This is a genomic window from Proteus terrae subsp. cibarius (genome assembly GCF_011045835.1).
Classification (GTDB): Bacteria; Pseudomonadota; Gammaproteobacteria; order Enterobacterales; family Enterobacteriaceae; genus Proteus; species Proteus cibarius.
The window spans coordinates 3,371,163-3,392,020 of the sequence record NZ_CP047349.1 but is presented as its reverse complement, the minus strand read 5'-3'; the positions used below and the strand labels follow the sequence as shown (position 1 = coordinate 3,392,020).

Annotated in this window: 19 protein-coding genes and 1 tRNA gene; 13 read left to right on the top strand and 7 right to left on the bottom strand. The window is 39.5% G+C overall.

Annotated elements, in window-relative coordinates; all coding sequences use genetic code 11:
- Positions 1–152 precede the first annotated feature (152 nt).
- The 6 genes from GTH25_RS15590 to aspA all read right to left on the bottom strand — a co-directional run bounded on the left by GTH25_RS15590 (position 153) and on the right by aspA (position 5,279).
- Positions 153–626 carry a type II toxin-antitoxin system YhaV family toxin gene (locus tag GTH25_RS15590; RefSeq protein WP_075673429.1) on the bottom strand — a complete coding sequence of 158 codons (474 nt, stop codon included), beginning with the start codon at positions 624–626 and terminating at the stop codon, positions 153–155.
- Positions 627–632: 6 nt separating this feature from the next.
- Complete coding sequence (locus GTH25_RS15585; RefSeq protein WP_075673430.1) at positions 633–968, bottom strand: type II toxin-antitoxin system PrlF family antitoxin; 336 nt, start codon at positions 966–968, stop codon at positions 633–635.
- 275 nt (positions 969–1,243) lie between these two features.
- Positions 1,244–1,319, bottom strand: a tRNA-Phe gene (locus GTH25_RS15580).
- Positions 1,320–1,614: 295 nt separating this feature from the next.
- Positions 1,615–2,187 carry a division control transcriptional repressor DicD gene (gene dicD / locus GTH25_RS15575; protein ID WP_075673431.1) on the bottom strand — a complete coding sequence of 191 codons (573 nt, stop codon included), beginning with the start codon at positions 2,185–2,187 and terminating at the stop codon, positions 1,615–1,617.
- A gap of 183 nt (positions 2,188–2,370) precedes the next feature.
- Positions 2,371–3,696, bottom strand: a complete 1,326-nt coding sequence (locus tag GTH25_RS15570; RefSeq protein ID WP_036934359.1) for an anaerobic C4-dicarboxylate transporter — start codon at positions 3,694–3,696, stop codon at positions 2,371–2,373.
- Between the two features lie 158 nt (positions 3,697–3,854).
- Entirely contained in the window at positions 3,855–5,279 is a 1,425-nt protein-coding gene (aspA, locus tag GTH25_RS15565; protein WP_072069056.1) for an aspartate ammonia-lyase, read from the bottom strand.
- Positions 5,280–5,653: 374 nt separating this feature from the next.
- Here aspA and GTH25_RS15560 point away from each other — a divergent pair, with 374 nt between their 5' ends.
- The 5 genes from GTH25_RS15560 to GTH25_RS15540 all read left to right on the top strand — a co-directional run bounded on the left by GTH25_RS15560 (position 5,654) and on the right by GTH25_RS15540 (position 10,812).
- A complete protein-coding gene (locus GTH25_RS15560) occupies positions 5,654–6,160 on the top strand; it encodes an FxsA family protein (RefSeq protein ID WP_075673432.1) in 507 nt (168 codons plus the stop codon).
- A 169-nt stretch (positions 6,161–6,329) separates the two neighbouring features.
- Positions 6,330–6,623, top strand: coding sequence for a co-chaperone GroES (locus tag GTH25_RS15555; RefSeq protein ID WP_036914050.1), 294 nt, complete (start codon positions 6,330–6,332; stop codon positions 6,621–6,623).
- Between the two features lie 52 nt (positions 6,624–6,675).
- Positions 6,676–8,322, top strand: a complete 1,647-nt coding sequence (gene groL / locus GTH25_RS15550; protein ID WP_036934353.1) for a chaperonin GroEL — start codon at positions 6,676–6,678, stop codon at positions 8,320–8,322.
- A 189-nt stretch (positions 8,323–8,511) separates the two neighbouring features.
- Entirely contained in the window at positions 8,512–10,143 is a 1,632-nt protein-coding gene (locus GTH25_RS15545) for a Na+/H+ antiporter (protein WP_075673433.1), read from the top strand.
- A gap of 324 nt (positions 10,144–10,467) precedes the next feature.
- Positions 10,468–10,812, top strand: a complete 345-nt coding sequence (locus GTH25_RS15540; RefSeq protein WP_023582946.1) for a DUF4156 domain-containing protein — start codon at positions 10,468–10,470, stop codon at positions 10,810–10,812.
- Positions 10,813–10,918: 106 nt separating this feature from the next.
- On the opposite strand, the gene epmB is transcribed toward GTH25_RS15540, so the two are convergent.
- Positions 10,919–11,947, bottom strand: coding sequence for an EF-P beta-lysylation protein EpmB (gene epmB / locus GTH25_RS15535; RefSeq protein ID WP_075673434.1), 1,029 nt, complete (start codon positions 11,945–11,947; stop codon positions 10,919–10,921).
- A 44-nt stretch (positions 11,948–11,991) separates the two neighbouring features.
- Here epmB and efp point away from each other — a divergent pair, with 44 nt between their 5' ends.
- The 8 genes from efp to hyfE all read left to right on the top strand — a co-directional run bounded on the left by efp (position 11,992) and on the right by hyfE (position 20,858).
- On the top strand, positions 11,992–12,558 hold the full coding sequence (gene efp, locus GTH25_RS15530) for an elongation factor P (RefSeq protein WP_036934346.1): 567 nt from the start codon (positions 11,992–11,994) through the stop codon (positions 12,556–12,558).
- Between the two features lie 730 nt (positions 12,559–13,288).
- The gene (locus GTH25_RS15525; protein WP_075673435.1) at positions 13,289–13,765 is read left to right on the top strand and encodes an RpiB/LacA/LacB family sugar-phosphate isomerase; all 477 of its coding nucleotides are present in this window, start codon (positions 13,289–13,291) and stop codon (positions 13,763–13,765) included.
- A 156-nt stretch (positions 13,766–13,921) separates the two neighbouring features.
- Positions 13,922–14,818 (top strand): pirin family protein, encoded by an 897-nt coding sequence (locus GTH25_RS15520; protein ID WP_164530723.1) that lies wholly within the window; start codon positions 13,922–13,924, stop codon positions 14,816–14,818.
- Positions 14,819–15,136: 318 nt separating this feature from the next.
- The gene (locus GTH25_RS15515) at positions 15,137–15,757 is read left to right on the top strand and encodes a 4Fe-4S dicluster domain-containing protein (RefSeq protein WP_075673437.1); all 621 of its coding nucleotides are present in this window, start codon (positions 15,137–15,139) and stop codon (positions 15,755–15,757) included.
- A gap of 1 nt (position 15,758) precedes the next feature.
- Positions 15,759–17,774, top strand: coding sequence for a hydrogenase 4 subunit B (gene hyfB / locus GTH25_RS15510; RefSeq protein ID WP_088494541.1), 2,016 nt, complete (start codon positions 15,759–15,761; stop codon positions 17,772–17,774).
- Between the two features lie 12 nt (positions 17,775–17,786).
- The gene (locus GTH25_RS15505) at positions 17,787–18,737 is read left to right on the top strand and encodes a respiratory chain complex I subunit 1 family protein (protein ID WP_069369756.1); all 951 of its coding nucleotides are present in this window, start codon (positions 17,787–17,789) and stop codon (positions 18,735–18,737) included.
- Positions 18,738–18,743: 6 nt separating this feature from the next.
- Positions 18,744–20,195 (top strand): hydrogenase 4 subunit D, encoded by a 1,452-nt coding sequence (locus tag GTH25_RS15500; protein WP_075673439.1) that lies wholly within the window; start codon positions 18,744–18,746, stop codon positions 20,193–20,195.
- 12 nt (positions 20,196–20,207) lie between these two features.
- Entirely contained in the window at positions 20,208–20,858 is a 651-nt protein-coding gene (hyfE, locus tag GTH25_RS15495; protein ID WP_036934333.1) for a hydrogenase 4 membrane subunit, read from the top strand.

Below are 20,858 nucleotides of genomic sequence, written 5' to 3'. Positions count from 1 at the left end.
ATTTCCAAAAAATGATAATGTTCTTCACTAAGAGATTTATTGTATTTCTAAAAATTATAGGCAAATATTCAATCGATTATTGACTTAATAAGAATTATCTTTTTTTGTAAACAAAAACTTATCACATTAAAAAGGTGATAAGAGATAGAAATTTAAGGATCCTGACAGTCAGCTTCATTTATACAGTCACTAAATAAATCATTCCAATTTTTAGGTGGATGACCTTTCTTTAGTTTTTTCTCAAAGACTCGGTAAGCATCAGTTTTATTGCCATAAGTTCGCAAAGTATCATTATCATTTATCCATGCCAGAATGATGATCTTTTCCTTAAAACTGAATCTAAAAAATAAACGATATCTTCCATTTACTAATTTAATTCGTGACCAATTTTTATTTTCTTCTCCTAAAGTATTACCCAACCTAAACTCTGGTGCCCGTGGGTCATTTGTGATGTTTACTATAGATTTCAATACATGAGCAAAAATTTTTGTATCTGCTTTTTTCTGATAATCTTCGGGATATTTTTTTTTCAGAGCTTCGACTTTTTGTAGTAATTCATCATATTGTTGTTTAAAGCAAGGATGTGCGTAGATTGTCCATCCATTCAAATCTGTAGGGAAATCCATATTATTTTATTCGTTATCGGTGATGTCATCGTCAAGGTTGATATCCATACCTTCAACTAATTCAAAACCACGAGATATATCGAGAGGTTGAATGGTTTGAGGATGATTAGTTATATCTTGAGCGAGAAAATTAAGAAACGATGCCATAACAGGATCTTCAGATCCATCGCTGTGACGTGAGATAAGTACATCACCAGTGCTTAGTAATTTGTAGTGAATACGATCTCCACCACTAAGATGTAGAGCTTCTCTAATTGACGCGGGAATTGTGGTTTGATGACGTTCTGTTATTTTTGAATCAGCTTCAAGAGCGATGTTGTCAGTGCAAACGTGGGTTAGCATGATTTGCTCCTTTTACTTACGGTGTATGTTTTATGAACTGATTATAGATAATAGAAGAAAACAATGCAAATGCATTGCAATGTGATTGCATTGTTTTTTGCTCTAAAATTAATTGAAAATCTATGAATACGACTATGTTTTTAATGTATGAATTGATGTGAGATTACGTCAGTGTTGTTAAATATAGTAAGAAAAGAAAATAGCTAGGATCTTGAGAATGATTTTCAAACCGCTAGAAAGCAAAAAACCAGCCCTAAGGCTGGTTTTTCTAAATATGGTGCCCGAACTCGGAATCGAACCAAGGACACGGGGATTTTCAATCCCCTGCTCTACCGACTGAGCTATTCGGGCTAACGAGGCGCATTAAACCGTATTCAGCGTGATGCGTCAACGTCTTTTTAATAAAAAATGCAAAAATAAGTTTGTTTGCTTTCTTTTTATTCTATTCGAGTTTAAATTTTCATCATAAGCTGTTTTTTAGTAAAAAATGCTTAAATAACAATCAGTAAAGATATTCACTTTTTTGCATATCAAAGAGAAATCTTTCTCTTTTTTTGATGATTTAATTTATTTTTGCTACTCAATAGATAGAAATTGAGCACAAGCGAAAAAATAACTCATTTCTTTCGTTTTTCAACACTCAAAACTAACTTAGCGCACCATTTTTACGGCATTGAGCAATCTTAAGAATATCTTCCGCCAATAATTTTGCTGTAATAATATCATCAGCGTGATGATTCACCATTAAACGGCTTAAACAGCCTTCTAAGATGAGTTCCATCTGTTTAGCAACTAACTCACTATCCTCGATATCAAGCTCGCGTAGTAGCGTTCTAGAGTAATCGAATGAGCTTTGTTTTTGACGTTGGCTTAATTGGTGAATTTGAGAGTGCTCATCAGGGTATGCGCTACATGCTGCAACGAATAAACAACCAGGAAAACGGTTTTTCTCTAAACGTATGGCCAACTGATCATAACGGGCAAGTAATTTTTGTTCGATAGTCAATTCTTCATCTAGCATGACTTGGCGTTGCCAAATATCAATTTGCTGTCCGTGGTGGCGAAGACAATCAAAAATCAATGCGTCTCTATCAGGCCAAAAAGGGTGAAGGTCAGATTCATTGATACCCGAATCTTGAAGAAGCTCGGGTAAAGTCGCCGCTAAGCCATATTGCTCTAGCTGGATAAGTACGTGGTCTAATAACGCTTCACGTTGCACGGAAATCTCCTTAAATCACGTTGTCGCGAAAACATCATAATTAGCAGACTTTAACTAAAAATGAAAGCAAGAGGCGAGAGGGTAAAATGAAAATACCCCATCTTGCGATGGGGTATTTTCTTGTTTTTTTATTTCTTGTCAGCGCAAGGCGCTTTTTGCAATGTTTTAATTTTTTACTTCAAACTACAGGATCATACCGCCGAAGAGGAAACCAAATCCGACAGCTAATACCACACCAATAGTACCTGGGATAAAGAATGGGTGGTTGAAGACTAATTTACCGATACGGGTTGTACCTGTGTCATCCATTTGAACTGCCGCAACCAGTGTTGGGTAAGTTGGCAGAATGAACAGACCAGAAACTGCAGAGAAAGAAGCTATTGCAGTTAATGGAGATACACCTAGTGCTAAAGCCATTGGCATTAACGCTTTCGCTGTTGCTGCTTGAGAATATAACAGCGCAGAACAGAAGAAGAAGATAACGGCTAATAACCAAGGATGGCCAGTGATTAAATCACCTGCAGTCAGTTTGATCCAATCGATGTTGCTTGAAACGAAAGTATCACCTAACCATGCAACACCCAGAATACAGATACATGCACTCATACCTGCTTTAAAAGTACTTGAATTGAGGATAGTATCCGTTTTCACTTTACAGAAGATAGTGATAAGGGTTGCAACACTCAGCATGATGATAAGAATAGCGTTAGTGGTATTCATTAACGGCTCTTTCACGATACCTAAACTTGGGCTGTTGATAACAGCATAAGTTACAACGCCGATAACACCCAGTAGGAACAGCATTACAGATGATTTAGCACCAGGTAATGTTTCTCTACGTTCTTGGCTACCACGTAACTCAACCAGACCTTGTTCTAAACGTTCACGATAAACCGCATCATCTGATAGTTTTGAGTTAAATACCCAGGAGATGATGAATGACATCAGAATGATTGCAAGGAAAGTCGCTGGTAATAAGATAGACAGCAGAGTGATGTAGCTTACTGTATTACCTTCACCGACCATTGCTGGATTTTCCATGACAGAGGCCATGTAAACAACAGCAGCAGAGATTGGAGATGCAGTAATACCGATTTGAGCTGCAACAACACCTGTTGATAAAGGACGGCAAGGTTTGATGCCTTGTTCTTTTGCAACTTCTGCGATAACTGGCAGTGTTGCTAAAGAGATGTTCCCTGTACCTGCAAATAGAGTTAAGAAATAAGTCACAATTGGCGCAAGAATTGTGATGTATTTTGGATTACGTCTTAACAGTTTTTCAGTTTGGCCAACAAGGTAATCCAAACCACCAGCAACCTGCATCGCAGAGATTGCGGCAATAACAGCCATAATGATGGAGATAACATCAAAAGGGATTGAACCAGGTTTAACACCGATAGCAGCTAAAACCAAAACCCCTAAACCACCGGCAAACCCGATACCAATTCCCCCAAGTCTCGCACCGAGGAAAATGGCCAGCAGAACGATAATCAATTCTACGGCTAACATAGCGTTTACTCCTTGAGATAATTAAAAAAATGAGAAAGATAAGTTAAATTTTTGTTTTTACAATCAAGTAAAAAGGCACGTCTCTTAAAGAGTCCGTGCCTTGTATTTTTAAGAGCTCATTCTTATGTTTAACAGTGTCATGTTATAAAACACAATTATTAATCATCGAAGCGTTTTGCTTTGTAAGCCGGGTTTTTTAAGTTCTCAACAGAGAAGATATCATCCAGTTGTTCTTCGGTTAATAAACCGCGTTCTAGAACAACTTCACGTACACTCTTACCTGTTTCAGCACAAATCTTACCAACGATGTCGCCGTTATGGTGACCGATGAATGGGTTCAGATAAGTAACGATACCGATTGAATTGAATACGAAGTGTTCACAGATTTCTTTATTCGCAGTGATACCATCAACACATTTTTCTACTAAGTTACGGCAAGCGTTGCTTAACAGAGAGATTGATTCGAACATTGCTTGACCGATTGCTGGTTCCATTACGTTTAATTGTAATTGACCTGCTTCAGCTGCCATTGTTACACATGTGTCATTACCGATAACTTTAAAGCAAGCTTGGTTAACAACTTCTGGAATTACTGGGTTTACTTTAGCTGGCATGATTGAAGAGCCTGCTTGTAGTTCTGGAAGATTGATTTCTTTCAGACCTGCACGAGGACCAGAGGACAGTAAACGTAAGTCATTACAGATTTTAGACATTTTCACAGCTAAGCGTTTTAATGCACCGTGAACCATTACATAAGCACCACAGTCAGAAGTTGCTTCAATTAAGTCTTCTGCTGGAACACAAGCTAAGCCAGTTACTTCTGCTAGTTTTTCAACAGACAGTTTTTGGTAACCCGGTGCTGTATTCAGACCAGTACCGATAGCTGTTGCACCTAAGTTCATTTCTAACAGTAACTCAGCAGTGCGTTTCAGGTTTTTGATTTCTTCTTTCATCAGTACAGAGAAAGCGTGGAATTCTTGACCTAAAGTCATTGGTACAGCATCTTGTAATTGAGTACGACCCATTTTCAGGATGTCTTTGAACTCAACCGCTTTTCTATCAAAACCTGCTTTCAGCAGTTCGATAGATTCAGTTAATTTGATAACAGAGTTATAAACCGCTACACGGAAACCACAAGGATAAGCGTCGTTTGTTGATTGGCTCTTATTGACGTGGTCATTTGGGTTTAAGTATTGGTATTCACCTTTTTGGTGGCCCATTAATTCCAGACCGATGTTTGCGATAACTTCATTGGTATTCATATTTAATGAAGTACCAGCACCGCCTTGGAATACATCAACTGGGAATTGATCCATGTGTTTACCTGTTTCTAATACTACGTCACAGGCTTTGATAATCGTATCAGCGATTTCACGAGGAATAGTGTGAAGTTCTTTGTTTGCTAATGCAGCAGCTTTTTTCACCATTACCATACCGCGGATGAATTCTGGAACATCATTGATGGTACGATCACTGATGTAGAAGTTTTCAATTGCACGTAAAGTGTGGACGCCGTAGTAAGCATCAGCAGGAACTTCTCTTTTACCTAACAGGTCTTCTTCGATACGAGTTTTATTTGACATGAGAACCTTCTTATTAAAATTTTAACTGTCTAGTTATGCGCTTGTTAATAAAATATATCGTTAACGGTTAATAATGTAATATAACTTACCGTTTTGCTTGGTACTGGCATGATCATATTCGGGTTGTGAACAAATACCTTTAAGCTGGATCACTTTATAAGTAAATAACGTCTAAATATTTTCTTTTTGTGATCTATCTCATGGATTTTACAGTTCTACTGCTCTTTTTAACGCCCCTTGAAAAGGAGTGTTAGGCTCCCCATTATTATGTAGATAAACTAAGAAAAAGCGAGTTCGTAAACCATCACCTTAGATGTAGTTCACACTCCTTTCTATTAATAATATGAATCTTTTTTTATAAAAAGGAGAACCAAGTGCGTTGGCTCCCATTAATTATTATCTGCCTTCTTATCTACGTAGAAGCTGTTATTTTCGTCAATGTGGCATCTTCTATTGGCGTTCTTACAACACTATTCCTTGTGGTGCTAACTTCTTGTGTTGGTGTCTCACTGGTAAAAAATCAGGGCGTAAAAAATATTGCTTCAATGCAACAAAAACTCGCAGTAGGTGAAGTCCCCGCAGCAGAAATGGTGAAAAGCGTTTCGTTGATACTGGCGGGTATTTTATTGTTGATCCCAGGCTTCTTTACGGATTTCTTGGGCTTGCTGTTGTTATTACCACCATTGCAAGCGCTATTAGTGACGAAACTGATCTCTCGAATTCGAGTTTATTCAGCAGGTCATGGTCAAAGTGGATTTTCTTCTAATCAGAATGGAACAACATTCGAAGGTGAATTTCAGCGTAAAGAGGATTCACCGAGTAACCAGCTGAATAATAAGGCTGAAGATCAGGATAACGACCATTTTTCTGATAAAAAATAATTAGCCCAAAGCATAATCAACTGAAATGGGGAAAATTTGAAAAAAAATCACACTTCTCCCCTTGAAGTTTTACCGGATGCCCCCACCTGTATCGTCATGGTACTGGTTCATCTTGGGCACTGGTATCAACCTTAATCCTGATATGGACTTTTTTATAGGAGCACTATTAATGAAGATTCGTCCATTACATGACCGTGTTATTGTTAAACGTAAAGAAGTCGAAGCTAAATCAGCAGGCGGTATCGTACTGACAGGCACAGCGGCGGGTAAATCTACTCGTGGCGAAATTTTAGCCGTAGGTCAAGGCCGTATTATGGAAAACGGCGACGTTAAACCGCTAGATGTTAAAGTTGGCGATATCGTAATTTTTAACGACGGTTATGGCGTTAAAACAGAAAAAATTGATAACGAAGACGTGCTTATCATGTCTGAAAGCGACATTTTAGCAATTGTAGAAGAATAATTTTTCTCTTTTAAGATCTTCTTAAACTGAACGAATTCAAAGGAAATATACGATGGCAGCTAAAGACGTCAAATTCGGTGTAGATGCTCGTAATAAAATGTTACGTGGTGTTAATGTTCTTGCAGATGCAGTTAAAGTAACTTTAGGCCCTAAAGGTCGTAACGTTGTTTTAGATAAATCTTTCGGCGCACCTGTTATTACTAAAGATGGTGTATCTGTTGCACGTGAAATTGAACTCGAAGATAAATTCGAGAACATGGGTGCACAGATGGTGAAAGAAGTTGCTTCTAAAGCCAATGATGCGGCAGGTGATGGTACTACAACTGCAACAGTATTAGCACAATCAATCATTGCTGAAGGCTTAAAAGCAGTTGCTGCTGGCATGAACCCAATGGATCTGAAACGCGGTATCGATAAAGCTGTTATTGCAGCAGTCGAAGAACTGAAAAAACTGTCTGTTCCATGTTCAGATACTAAGGCGATTGCTCAGGTTGGTACAATTTCTGCTAACTCTGATGAAACCGTCGGTACTCTGATCGCGCAAGCGATGGATAAAGTTGGTAAAGAAGGTGTTATCACCGTTGAAGAAGGTACTGGCTTAGAAGATGAGCTAGACGTTGTTGAAGGTATGCAGTTTGACCGCGGTTATCTGTCTCCTTACTTCATCAACAAACCAGAAACGGGTACAGCAGAATTAGAAAACCCATTCATTCTGTTAGTTGACAAAAAAGTTTCTAACATCCGTGAATTACTGCCTGTATTAGAAGCCGTTGCTAAAGCTAACAAACCTCTGCTTATTATTGCAGAAGATGTTGAAGGTGAAGCACTGGCAACATTAGTTGTGAACAACATGCGTGGTATCGTTAAAGTTGCTGCTGTTAAAGCACCTGGCTTTGGTGATCGTCGTAAAGCAATGTTGCAAGATATTGCAACATTAACTAACGGTGCTGTGATTTCTGAAGAAATCGGCATGGAGTTAGAAAAAGCGACATTAGAAGACTTAGGTCAAGCAAAACGCGTTGTTATCAACAAAGATACAACAACAATTATTGATGGTTTAGGTGATCAAGACGCAATCAGCGGTCGTGTATCTCAAATCCGTCAACAAATCGAAGATGCAACTTCAGATTATGACCGCGAAAAATTACAAGAACGCGTTGCTAAATTAGCTGGCGGTGTTGCAGTAATTAAAGTTGGTGCAGCAACTGAAGTTGAAATGAAAGAAAAACGTGCTCGTGTTGACGATGCTCTGCATGCAACTCGCGCAGCAGTTGAAGAAGGCGTTGTTGCTGGTGGTGGTACTGCTCTGGTTCGTGTTGCTAACGCTCTGCGTGAGATGGTTGGTGATAACGAAGAACAAACAGTAGGTATCCGCGTTGCATTACGTGCAATGGAATCTCCAATGCGTCAAATCGTTGCTAACGCAGGTGAAGAACCATCTGTTGTTGTAAACAACGTGAAAGCGGGTGAAGGTAACTACGGTTATAACGCTGCAACTGATGCTTACGGCGATATGATTGATATGGGTATCTTAGATCCAACTAAAGTTACTCGTTCTGCACTGCAATTTGCTGCGTCTATCGCAGGTCTGATGATCACAACAGAAGCGATGATCACAGATTTACCTAAAGACGACAAAATGGATTTAGGTGGCGCTGGTGGTATGGGCGGCATGGGTGGAATGGGCGGCATGATGTAATTCATCAGCTAACTGTTTTACACGAAAAACCCGAGCTTAGGCTCGGGTTTTTTTATATCGTTTTATTTCAGAATTATCAGATAATTTATTTTTTATATAATTAGAAACAACTTATTTCTTTACAACTAGACAACAGATCGTTTTTACTGCACAGCTTAAAAAATAATTAAATAAATTGGGGTGTTCACCATGTCTGTTGTCGCCATTGTGCTTATCTTTCTTTTTGCTGTGATTGTGAGTGTATTTATCTCTCGATTGCTGTCAGAAAAAATTCCTTTGCCATTAATTCAAATTGCTGTCGGAGCCTGTTTATCTATCTTTGGCTTTGAAGTTGATTTTGATCCGCATCTTTTCTTATTCCTATTTATTCCTCCATTGCTCTTTTTAGATGGTTGGCGTATTCCCAAAGAGGCGTTATTCCAAGAAATTAAACCGATTATGTCGCTGGCAATTGGTTTAGTTGTGGTGACAGTGATTGGTATGGGCTTTTTTATTCATTGGCTTATTCCTTCAATTTCGCTTGCTATCGCTTTTGCATTAGCAGCAATTTTGTCACCAACCGACCCTGTTTCAGTCTCAGCAATGACTGTCAACTCGCCACTTCCTTCGCGTATGACGCATATTTTAGAAGGCGAATCATTGCTTAATGACGCCACAGGTTTAGTCTGCTTTAGCTTTGCTGTTGTGGCTGCATTAACCGGCTCTTTCTCTATTGCATCAGCAACAGGGCAATTTTTATTAGTGGCTTTAGGTGGTGCAGCAATTGGTTTGATTGTGGCTGGCGTGATTGGTCGATTAAATCAGTTTTTGGTTAAACGTACTGGTGAAGATCCGGCTATCCAAATCTTGATAAGCTTATTGATGCCATTTATTGCTTATTTATTGGCTGAGCATTTCCATGTATCGGGGATCTTAGCCGCAGTTGTTGCTGGTATTGCAATGCACTACGAAAAAATTGTGGGTCGTATGCAAGCCGCTACACGTATGCAAAGTAAAGCGGTTTGGGATACTGTTCAAGTTGCACTTAATGGGATGATTTTTATTTTATTAGGTGAACAACTTCCTGCGATGTGGAAGGTGTTACCTGAAGTGACGCAATCAGCAGGTGCGACTAATCCTTGGGCGGTGGTAGGTTACATCATCGTTATTACAATAGGGCTTGCCGTATTGCGTTTTACATGGGTGTGGATCTCTATGTCACTGACGGTATTCCGCTCTCCTGATAAACGTTTATCTCGCCATGATCTGCGTTTAATGGCCATTATGGCAACTGCAGGAGTACGAGGTGCAATTACACTAGCAGGTATCTTAACCCTTCCTTTATTAATGACAGACGGTTCACCTTTCCCAACCCGTGATCTCGCTATCTTTATTGCTATGGGCGTTATTCTTTGTTCATTATTAATTGCAACTATTGCATTGCCGATTTTAACCAAAGGGCTATCAGAAGATTTACCTTATGAGAATGATGAAATTCGTACACGTCTGGCATTAAACGAAGCGGCGATTGCGCATATTAATGAGTTGATGAACCAGCCTTGTGAAGATCTTGATGAGATGTCACTACGCAATGAAGCGGGTTCGCATTTATTAGAAATCTACAGTCGTCGTCTTGATAGTGAAGACAGTGTGCAAGAAGGCGCACTTGATCTGAAACGCTTGTTTAGCATGGAACGCCAGTTGTCGCGTAGTGCGTTAAAAATAGAGCGTGATACATTACAGCAGTTACGTAAATCACGTCATATTAGCGAGCATATTTTTCATCGTTTACGCCATGAATTAGATTTAAAAGAAGAAGCGTTGAATCATCATTTGAGTTAATTTGGCCAATATTATCTTCAGATAGCGGTTTGCTGTCTGAAGATTTTTAAAAAATGAACTAATTGTGTGTTCATTCTCGCACTGTACAGACCGAAAATAAGGCAGATCGTTTTAAAAGCATAAAAGCAGTGTAGAATAAGGGCATTGTTGCTTTGTCTATCTCAAAGCCGAATTTGTACGTTAAAATAAGTTTGAAGCGAAAATAATATCTTAAGGCTATTGGCTAATGTGAGATAGTGATGATGATTTATTTTTGCGCATAATAGGGATGACAAGGTATATTGTTGTCGTGACTAAACGGACACTCAAATAAATGAGGGGATCATGCGAATTAAATTGTTATTGGGAGCTGCTGCAGCGTTGTTACTAGCAGGCTGTTCTGCAACAAACACATTAAGCACTGCTGGCTCACAGGTACAAATCACTGATACGCAACCAGGCAGTGAATGCCAATTATTAGGAACAGTGACAGGTGTTCAAAATAACTGGTTATCAGGTTCCCGTACTGAAAGCCAATCACTGCGAGGTGCTGCTAACGACTTACGTAATAAAGCAGCCGCAATGGGTGGTAACGTTATTTTTAACGTTGGTACTGGCGCAGGTAGCTTTGTTGATAGCTTTGCACCATTAGATAGCAAAATGAGTGGGCAAGTTTATAAATGCCAGTAAGGGCATTTAATTTATTCACTATTTATTAGTCTGCTAATAGATAAAAAGCTGTAGTCACTTCATCTGTTTGAACTGAGCTACAGCTTTTTTGTTTTTGTGATATTTATTATTGCTGGCGTAACCCAAGATCTAACAAAGTTTTACTCGGTTCACCGCCGATTTCACGTGTGAGTTTGGGCACCATATAACCTGATACTAAGCTCATCAGTCCTTTCATAATTTCTCTAGCTTCACTGTCTGGCACCATAAAGTGAGCCGCCCCTTGTACTTTATCTAGAACATGTAAGTAATAAGGCATAATACCTGCATCAAATAAGGCGCGACTTAAATCTGCAAGGACTTCAGCACTGTCGTTAACCCCTCGTAATAACACACCTTGATTCAATAAAGTGACATTGGCATTTTTTAGCTTTGCACAGGCTTCTCTCAATGCATCATCAATCTCATTGGCGTGATTGGTATGCAATACCATGATATTTTGCAAACGTGATTGTTGCAGGCGTTTACATAGCGCATCAGTGACGCGAGCAGGAATAACCACAGGTAAGCGAGAGTGGATACGTAAACGTTTAAGATGTGGGATCGCTTCTAGTTGTGTTATTAACCAATCAAGCTCATCATCTTTCGCCATAAGAGGATCGCCCCCAGAGAAGATGATTTCATCGAGTTTTGAGTTATTTTTGATATACTCTATTGCCTTTTGCCAATTCGCCTTGTTTCCTTTGTTATCTTCATAAGGAAAATGACGACGAAAACAGTAGCGACAATTGACAGCGCAACCACCTTTGACCAGAAGCAATGCACGATTCTGATATTTATGTAATAAACCTGGCACCGCATTTTGTTGCTCATCTAACGGATCCGTAGAAAATCCCGGTGTTATGGTAAATTCAGCATTTGCAGTTAATACTTGTAAAAGTAATGGATCGTTAGGATCGCCTTTTTTCATGCGTGCAACGAATTCACGGGGAACCCGTAGCGGAAAAAGCCGTCGCGCCTGAGCCCCTTTTTGGAGATCAGCGTGATGTTCCAATGCTAAAAGTTGGAGTAATTCAACAGGATCACTGATTGCCTGCGCGAGTTGTGTTAACCAGACTTCTCTGGTGGGGTGATTATGAGTTACAATGTGTGCCATTTTTTGGCTATGCCATTTTAAATTAAAAAAGTTAGAGGATATTCATGGCTTCTTATAATACCAACGATTTTCGTTCAGGTCTTAAAATCATGTTAGATGGCGAGCCAGCCGTCATTACTGAATGTGAATTTGTTAAACCAGGTAAAGGTCAGGCATTTGCTCGTGTGCGTCTGCGTAAACTGATTTCTAACAAATTACTGGAAAAAACATTTAAATCTACCGATTCTGCAGAAGGTGCAGATGTCATGGATATCAACTTAACTTACCTGTATAACGACGGTGAGTTTTGGCATTTCATGAACAATGAAACATTCGAACAACTCGCTGCAGACGAGAAAGCCGTTGGCGAAAATGCTAAATGGTTGATCGACCAAGCTGAGTGTATCGTAACACTGTGGGATAATCGTCCTATTGCTGTTATTCCACCAAACTTTGTTGAATTAGAAATCGTTGATACTGATCCAGGCCTGAAAGGTGACACCGCGGGTACAGGTGGTAAACCAGCAACATTAAGCACTGGTGCTGTTGTTAAAGTTCCACTGTTTGTACAAATCGGTGAAGTTATTAAAGTTGATACTCGTTCAGGTGAATATGTATCGCGTGTAAAATAATCGCATAGATTATTTTACTGAGTGTAGCGTTAAGCACAATAAATAATTACCGCAGATAATGTTAAATATCTGCGGTATTTTTTTATTTTAATTTATAAATATTGATTAATAGGCAGTGTTTTCTTTCTAAAAATTTGAGTGATTTGTATTACTGCATTATTTAATTTTTTGTGTTATTATTTTGTTTCTGATTTATTTATCCTTTTATTATTCTGATGCCAAAATAGAATGCCATATTCAATATTGGAATTGGTAAAAAATAACCGTTTTCTTAGAATGGGTGTGTAGGTTGTTTTGGTAAAGATAATCCACAGCAATATTTATTTAAGTTATTTTGACTTTCCTTTAAGAGATATTGAAGAGTATAGATAAAAACATTAATCCTGTAATATTATTGATCTTTATTTTATATTTTAGTTGTACTAGGGAAACCCTTTCAATATAGACATTTACTTTGATATATCTCTTTTGTTTTTTTATTAATTCAATTTATGAAATAATAATTTAGCGATATTCTATAGGTTAATTACCTTCTTTATGGAATGAATTTCCATTTCTTTACTTCTTCTTGTTTTTTATAAATCCCTCATACTTAAACACAAATAACAGAATTTTAATCTATACTTTATTTAGGTTAAATATAAATAATAGTCTTTGATTTTATTTTTAATTTCAATTTTATCAACGGTTTATGTTTGCCTGTAGTGCTTGAATTAATTTAGGAGGCTATATGGAAAATAGAACGATTATTATGGGCGCTGATCCTTCAGGATTTGAACTTAAAAATACGATTAAATCGTATTTGTTAGAAAAAAATCACACAATAAAAGATCTCACTGAATCAGGGCCTATTGGCTATTGTGATGTAGGTGATAAAGTTGGTTCAATTATTTCTGAGCATCCTGAATATATTGGCTTTGTGTTCTGTGGTACAGGAATGGGCGTGAGTATTAGTGCGAATAAACATAAAAATGTTTATTGTGGTGTATGTGAAAGTATCACAACCGCCCGTTTTTGTAAGGTCATTAATAACTGTAATATGATGGCAATGGGTGGATTATTAATAACACCGTTTAAAGCTAAAATGATGGTTGATGCTTATTTATCAGCAAATTTTACAGAAGGTTTTTCTGAAGCAACACCAGAAGATTTGCAATCTGGCTTAAATTCAATGAGACAAATAGAAAAGAAAATTTATAAAATTTAAGTCATTATTATTCACTTTTATAAGCCTGAATTATCAGGCTTATTTTTTACTTAAGTAATATATTTTGCTTATTAAATAGATAAAGGTTTAGTCTCTATACTAGGTAATAAATAAAGCATTTTTATGGCTTAACAATAAATTAAAAGTAGGTGAACAATGGAACATCAACACGCTGATACAGTAAATGCCCCATTACGTATTACCTCTAAAACCCGTGATGTTGGAGGAATTGAAACTTATCGTGCTTTACCTGATAAAAAACAACGATTAGTTGGACCTTGGTGTTTTCTCGACCATTTAGGCCCCACTGTTTTTAATGACACTGTCGATAAATTAGCTATTTCTCCACATCCCCATATTGGCTTGCAAACTTTTACTTGGATGTTAGAAGGGGAGATTTTGCATCGCGATAGCCTCGGTTTTCAGCAAGTTATTCGACCTCAACAAGTGAATTTAATGACAGCAGGTCACGGTATTAGCCATTCAGAAGATAGTCACGGTGATAAAAAAGAAGTCCATCTAGCACAATTATGGATAGTGCTACCAAACGATAAAAGAAATATGCCACCGCGCTTTGATCACTATCCTGATCTCCCTAAATGGCAAGCCGATGGCGCTGACTTCACGTTACTAATTGGTGATTATCAAAACTACAATTCCCCAGTATTACGTTTATTACCCATGATTGGCATGGATATTATGGCAAAACATGCCACTCGCATTCCTTTATCATTAAATCCTAAATATGAATATGGGCTTTTTGTCTTAACTGGAGAAATGACAATAGAAGGGGAAAGCTTTGCTGCGAATGAACTTGCTTATATTGGAATACAACACACTGAATTATTAACGATTGCTCTAAGTGATAATGCTCAAATTCTTTTCTTAGGTGGCGAACCTTTAAATGAAAAAATTTTGATGTGGTGGAATTTTATTGGTCGTAGCAAAGAAGAAATTCAACAAGCAATCACCGATTGGAATGCAGGCAGTGAGCGTTTTGGTAAAGTGGTTAATGATGAAAGAATACCTCTGGTATCGCCTTTAATGCCTTAATCTTATGTTATAAAAAATATCAATATTACGTATTTAAACTTAGCTGAGTTACCTAAAGATAATTCAGCTATTTTTTTCTTTGTGCTCCGCCATTTTTGATACCTAATTATAGTGACGACGAAATTACTGTTTAGAACTCACCACTTACTGTCAACGTCATTATTGTCGACACGTCATTCTTAATCCTTTCTTGTATTTCTATCTCAATGATTTTTATCACAAATAAATTAAATTCTCTCTTGGCACGAAATATGCTTCATCTAAAGAAAAATTGACGACAGTAATGCTGTTAAACGTTTTTCTCGGAGGATGTGGCGAATGAATCGCTTTGTAATTGCAGAGCCACAACGATGCATAGGGTGTAATACCTGTATGGCAGCTTGTTCAGAAGTTCACCAAGCTGTGGGTTTACAGGCGCATCCGCGTCTTACAGTGGTAAAAGTGGAGGATCAGACAGCACCGATGCTTTGTCGGCACTGTGAGGATGCTCCTTGTGCTCGCGTGTGCCCAGTCAATGCCATCACTCATGAAGATAATATGATCTTTCTTAATGAGAGCCTGTGTATTGGCTGTAAGTTGTGTGGTCTGGTTTGCCCTTTTGGTGCAATTACACCATCAGGCAGTAAACCCGTTAACTTACCGGCTGTTTTTGAACACTTTGTGCCTGAAGAAATGTTGGCTGATGTACCAGCAAGCCTTCCAACAACCAACCCATTCCTTGCATGGAATGTGGGTGTCCGCGCAATCGCAGTGAAATGCGATTTATGTGCTTTCTCAGATGAAGGCCCTGCTTGTGTCAACGTATGTCCAACCGATGCATTGCATTTAGTTGAAGAAGACAAACTTGAAGAGCAGATGAAAACGCGTCGCTTAGGCTCAGTGATGGAACCAATTACCAGTCTTGACGATTTATCTACTTTGACACAGGAGCGGAAGTAATATGGAACCTCTTCAGTTACTGCTGTGGTCAGTCATCCTGTATGTTGTTGGTGGCGTTATTGCACTGTTTTTAAAAAAACAGGAAGGGTTGGCAATCCTTATTTCAGGGATCAGCGCAATCATTGGTGGTGTCTTAGGTATTTTAAGTGCATTACCAGTTATTTTTGGTGGTGAAATCGCCACTTTTACCGCCGCAGGGCCTTTCGATTTTGCCGCCTTTGTGGTGCGTATGGATATGTTAGGCGCCTTTATGGTGTTCGTCATTTCATTACTGGTCAGCGTGTGTGCACTTTATTCTCTTGCTTATGTACAAGAATATAAAGGACGTGGCGCTTGGAGCATGGGATTCTTTATGAATCTGTTTATTGCTTCTATGGTTGGCTTAGTGGTGATGGATAATGCGTTCTACTTTATTATCCTATTCGAAATGATGTCACTGGCTTCTTGGTTCTTAGTGATTGCTGACCAAGATGACGAATCTATTCACGCAGGTTTACTTTACTTTTTTATCGCTCACGCAGGCTCCGTGTTAATCATGATTGCCTTCTTCTTGATGTGGCGTGAAAGTGGTAGCCTTGATTTTGATTCATTCCGTCAACTCTCTCTTTCTCCTGCAATGGCCTCTGTGGTGTTCTTACTGGGTTTCTTTGGTTTTGGTGCCAAAGCCGGTATGTTGCCATTACACAGTTGGTTACCAAAAGCTCACCCCGCAGCACCTTCACATGCATCGGCATTAATGTCTGGTGTGATGGTTAAAATTGGTATTTTCGGGATAATCAAAGTCGGTATCGATTTATTAGGTGCCACAGAAATGTGGTGGGGAATTGTTGTCCTCGCATTCGGTGCAGTTTCTTCCGTACTGGGTGTTATGTACGCATTAGCAGAGCACGATTTAAAACGTTTACTTGCATGGCATACCGTTGAAAATATCGGCATCATCTTAATGGGTGTGGGTGTTGGCATGGTAGGAATGGCAACCGACCATCCTGTTATTGCTGCACTTGGTCTGTTAGGTGCTTTATATCACTTATTAAACCATGCGGTGTTCAAAGGGTTATTATTCCTTGGTGCTGGCGCCATTATTAACCAAATTCACACTCGTGATATGGATAAGATGGGTGGATTAGCCAAACTGATGCCTTACACTGCAACAGCATTCTTAATTGGTTGTATGGCAATTTCTGCGTTACCGCCATTAAATGGTTTTGTGAGTGAATGGTATACCTATCAGTCTCTATTCACGATGAGTCACGAAGGTAACTTTGTGATGCGTTTGAGTGGTCCTATTGCCATTATTATGTTGGCAATTACAGGGGCATTAGCGGCAATGTGTTTCGTGAAAGTTTATGGGGTTAGCTTCTGTGGTGGCCCTCGTAGTGAGCAAGCAACAAAAGCAAAAGAAGTACCACTACCAATGACGATTGCGATGGGTTTATTAGCGCTTTTCTGTGTTGTGTTAGGTGTGGGTGCTGCTTTTGTCGCACCGATTATTGCAAATATTGCAATGTCTCTTAGTGAAACCAGTGCATTAACTGTAGCTCAAGGCTCAATGCTTGTTCCTGATGCTGCATCGCAAGCAATGTTCTCTCCAGCATTAACATTTGTTTTATTAATTGCTCTACCGCTTATCCCATTCCTGATTTACCTCGGCCTGAAAGGCAATCAACCAGCGTTTCGTCGTAAAGGTAATCCTTGGGCGTGTGGTTATGTGTGGGAAAAAGATATGGCAGTGTCAGCAGGTGGCTTTACTCAAGCATTACGTAGCATGTTTGCACCACTTTATCGTATGCGTAAACAACTTGATCCATCTCCATTGCTGTCTCGTGGTTTTAATAAAACACAGCTCGGTGCTGAAAAGGTCGAACCATTCTGGGATGAACGCATTATTTATCCTCTGGTTCGTGGTATCCAACGCTTTGCAAAACGTATCCAATGCCTACAAGGCGGGGATTTCAGACTCTATTGTCTATACGTTGTCGCAGCGCTGGTCATCTTGCTTTTAGTCATCGCAGCGTAAGGAGAGGGACTTATGACTTTCCAAGAAGCACCTACGTTAATGATGGGAATATTCGCGCTAATACAAGCACTCTTTTTGTTGGCGATAACCCCATTATGTACAGGTATTTCGCGCACAATTCGCGCTAAGATGCATTCGCGTCAAGGCCCCGGAATTCTGCAAGATTATCGAGATATCTTTAAGTTATTTAAACGTCAATCAGTAGCACCTGAGCAATCTGGTGTGATCTTCCAAGTGATGCCGTATGTGTTACTTGGAAGCATGCTGGTGGTTGCTATGGCGTTGCCTGTCTTTACAGCAACATCACTGTTTGCAGGTGCGGCGGATCTTATCGCACTGATTTATCTATTTGCACTTTATCGTTTCTTCTTTTCTTTATCTGGTTTGGATTCAGGAAGCCCATTTGCTGGCATTGGTGCTAGCCGTGAATTAACACTGGGGGTGTTAGTTGAGCCTATCTTAGTGTTATCACTGATTGTGGTGGCTTTAATTGTAGGCTCAACCAACGTTGGCACTATCAGTGCAACACTGGCTCAAGGTTGGGTATCACCCACTGCAACACTGTTAGCTTTATTAGCTTGTGCTTTTGCCGCATTTATCGAAATGGGCAAAATGCCATTCGACGTTGCGGAAGCTGAACAAGAGTTACAAGAAGGGCCATTAACTGAGTATTCAGGCTCTGGTTTTGCGATGGTGAAACTGGGTCTTGGTTTAAAACAAGTGGTAGTGGCTGAACTGTTCTTAGCCATATTTATTCCTTTCGGTAAAGCAACAGAATTCACCTTTATTGCATTGCTCATTGCGCTAGTTTTAATGGCAGTGAAATTGTTAGTGGTGTTTGTATTAGCGTCATTGGTTGAAAACAGTTTAGCGCGTGGTCGCTTCTTACTGACTCACCATGTGACATGGTTAGGATTCGGTGTTGCGGCACTGGCTCTTGTTTTCTATTTAACCGGTCTATAAGGAGCGATGATTACAATGGAAAATATAGCTCTTGCGACCTTACTCATCCCATTTGCGGGGGCGTTGATTACGTCCTTAATGCCAAATCGGATGGCGAAGTGGTTATGTACACTGTTCGCTTTATTAGCCACATTAGGAACGGTTGTTTTAGGTTGGCAGTTCCTCGCTGAAGGTAAAGTCGATACCACAATTACGCTAGTACAATATGGTGATGTTGCGCTCTTTGGTTTTACCATTGACCGTGTCAGTACATTGATTGCTTTCGCTGTTGTGTTCTTAGGATTGTTAGTAAGTTTTTACTCTACTGGCTATCTGACCAATGGCAACCGTGAGCATCCACATGATGGTACTCGTCGCTATTATGCCTTCTTGCTGATTTTTATTGGTGCAATGGCGGGTTTAGTCCTTTCATCGACTATTTTAGGGCAACTCCTGTTTTTCGAAATCACCGGGGGATGTTCTTGGGGATTAATCGGCTACTACCAATCTGAAAAATCACTTCGCTCAGCAATGAAAGCGTTGTTGATCACTCACGTTGCTTCAATAGGTCTTTATCTTGCGGCAGCAACCCTGTTTGTGAGTACAGGTACCTTTGAGTTAACCGCAATTGCAACCTTAGATGAACCAACCAAATTGATTGTGTTTGGTGGAATTCTCTTTGCTGCTTGGGGTAAATCAGCTCAATTACCACTGCAAGCTTGGTTACCTGATGCGATGGAAGCACCAACTCCTGTGAGTGCTTACTTACACGCAGCATCAATGGTAAAAGTCGGTGTTTACATCTTTGCTCGTGCGATTATGTCAGCAGATGGTAATGTCCCTCATCTTATTGGTTGGGTGGGTATTACCATGGCGGTTATCACGTTGATTTATGGCTTTATGATGTATCTGCCACAAAAAGATATGAAACGCCTGTTAGCATGGTCAACCATCACTCAGCTCTCTTATATCTTCCTTGCATTATCTATTTCTATCTTTGGACCGCGTGAAGCGTTTGAAGGTGGTATCGCTTATATCTTTAACCATGCCTTCGCTAAAAGCTTGTTCTTCTTAGTTGCGGGTGCGTTGAGTTATAGCTGTGGTACTCGTATGTTGCCTCGCTTAAAAGGGTTAATTAACAAATATCCATTATTGGGTGTCGGTTTCTGTGTTGCTGCACTGGCAATCGCAGGTGTTCCACCAATGAATGGCTTCTTTAGTAAATTCCCAATTTTTGCCGCAGGTTTTGAACTGTCGAGTGTTTTCTGGGTGATGACACCAATTATGGTGCTAGTACTGATTGAATCTGTTGCTAGCTTCACTTGGTTTATCTATTGGTTTGGTCGTGTTGTTCCTGGCAAACCAAGTACAGAAGTTGCACAAGGGCAACCTGTTCCTATGGCAATGCAAATTGTGATTGGAATACTGATTGTGATGTCCTTTGCATCCAGTGTTATCGCAGTCACTTGGCTAGGATAAGGGAGATAAATCATGACTGGAGCACTTATCGTAAACAATCTAGCGGGGTTAATGATGATCACCTCGCTGCTGGTAATTGGCGCTAAAAAGCCGATTGCTTCATGTTGGTTCTATGCATTGCAATCTTTCGTTTTAGTGATGATCTTCGTCACTTTAGCCAATACATTAGATGCACACCAACTCACACTTTGGGCGATCACCGCCTTCTTTACTAAAGTTCTGCTTGTGCCACTTATTTTAGGATTTGCATTCCGTAAATTATCCGATCCTAGTGCGAATATCAGTGTTATTAGCCCTGCACTTTTAATGTTGTTGGCTGCTGTTATCGTTATTTTAAGTTGGTTTGTGGTTGAGCCAATTCAAATACCAATGGTTGTTGATTTGAAACCTGCACTCGCAGTTTCTTTAGGACATTTTATGTTGGGTCTGCTTTGTATCGTGACTCAACGAAATATCCTAAAACAAGCTTTTGGTTACTGCTTAATGGAAAACGGCTCTCACTTAACACTGGCACTATTAGCGTGGAGAGCACCAGAACTGGTCGAAATCGGTATCGCCACTGACGCCATCTTTGCTGTGATTGTTATGGCAGTGTTGGCTCGTAAGATTTACCGCACGCTCAACACACTGAACGTGGATCAACTGACCGCGCTGAAGGGGTGA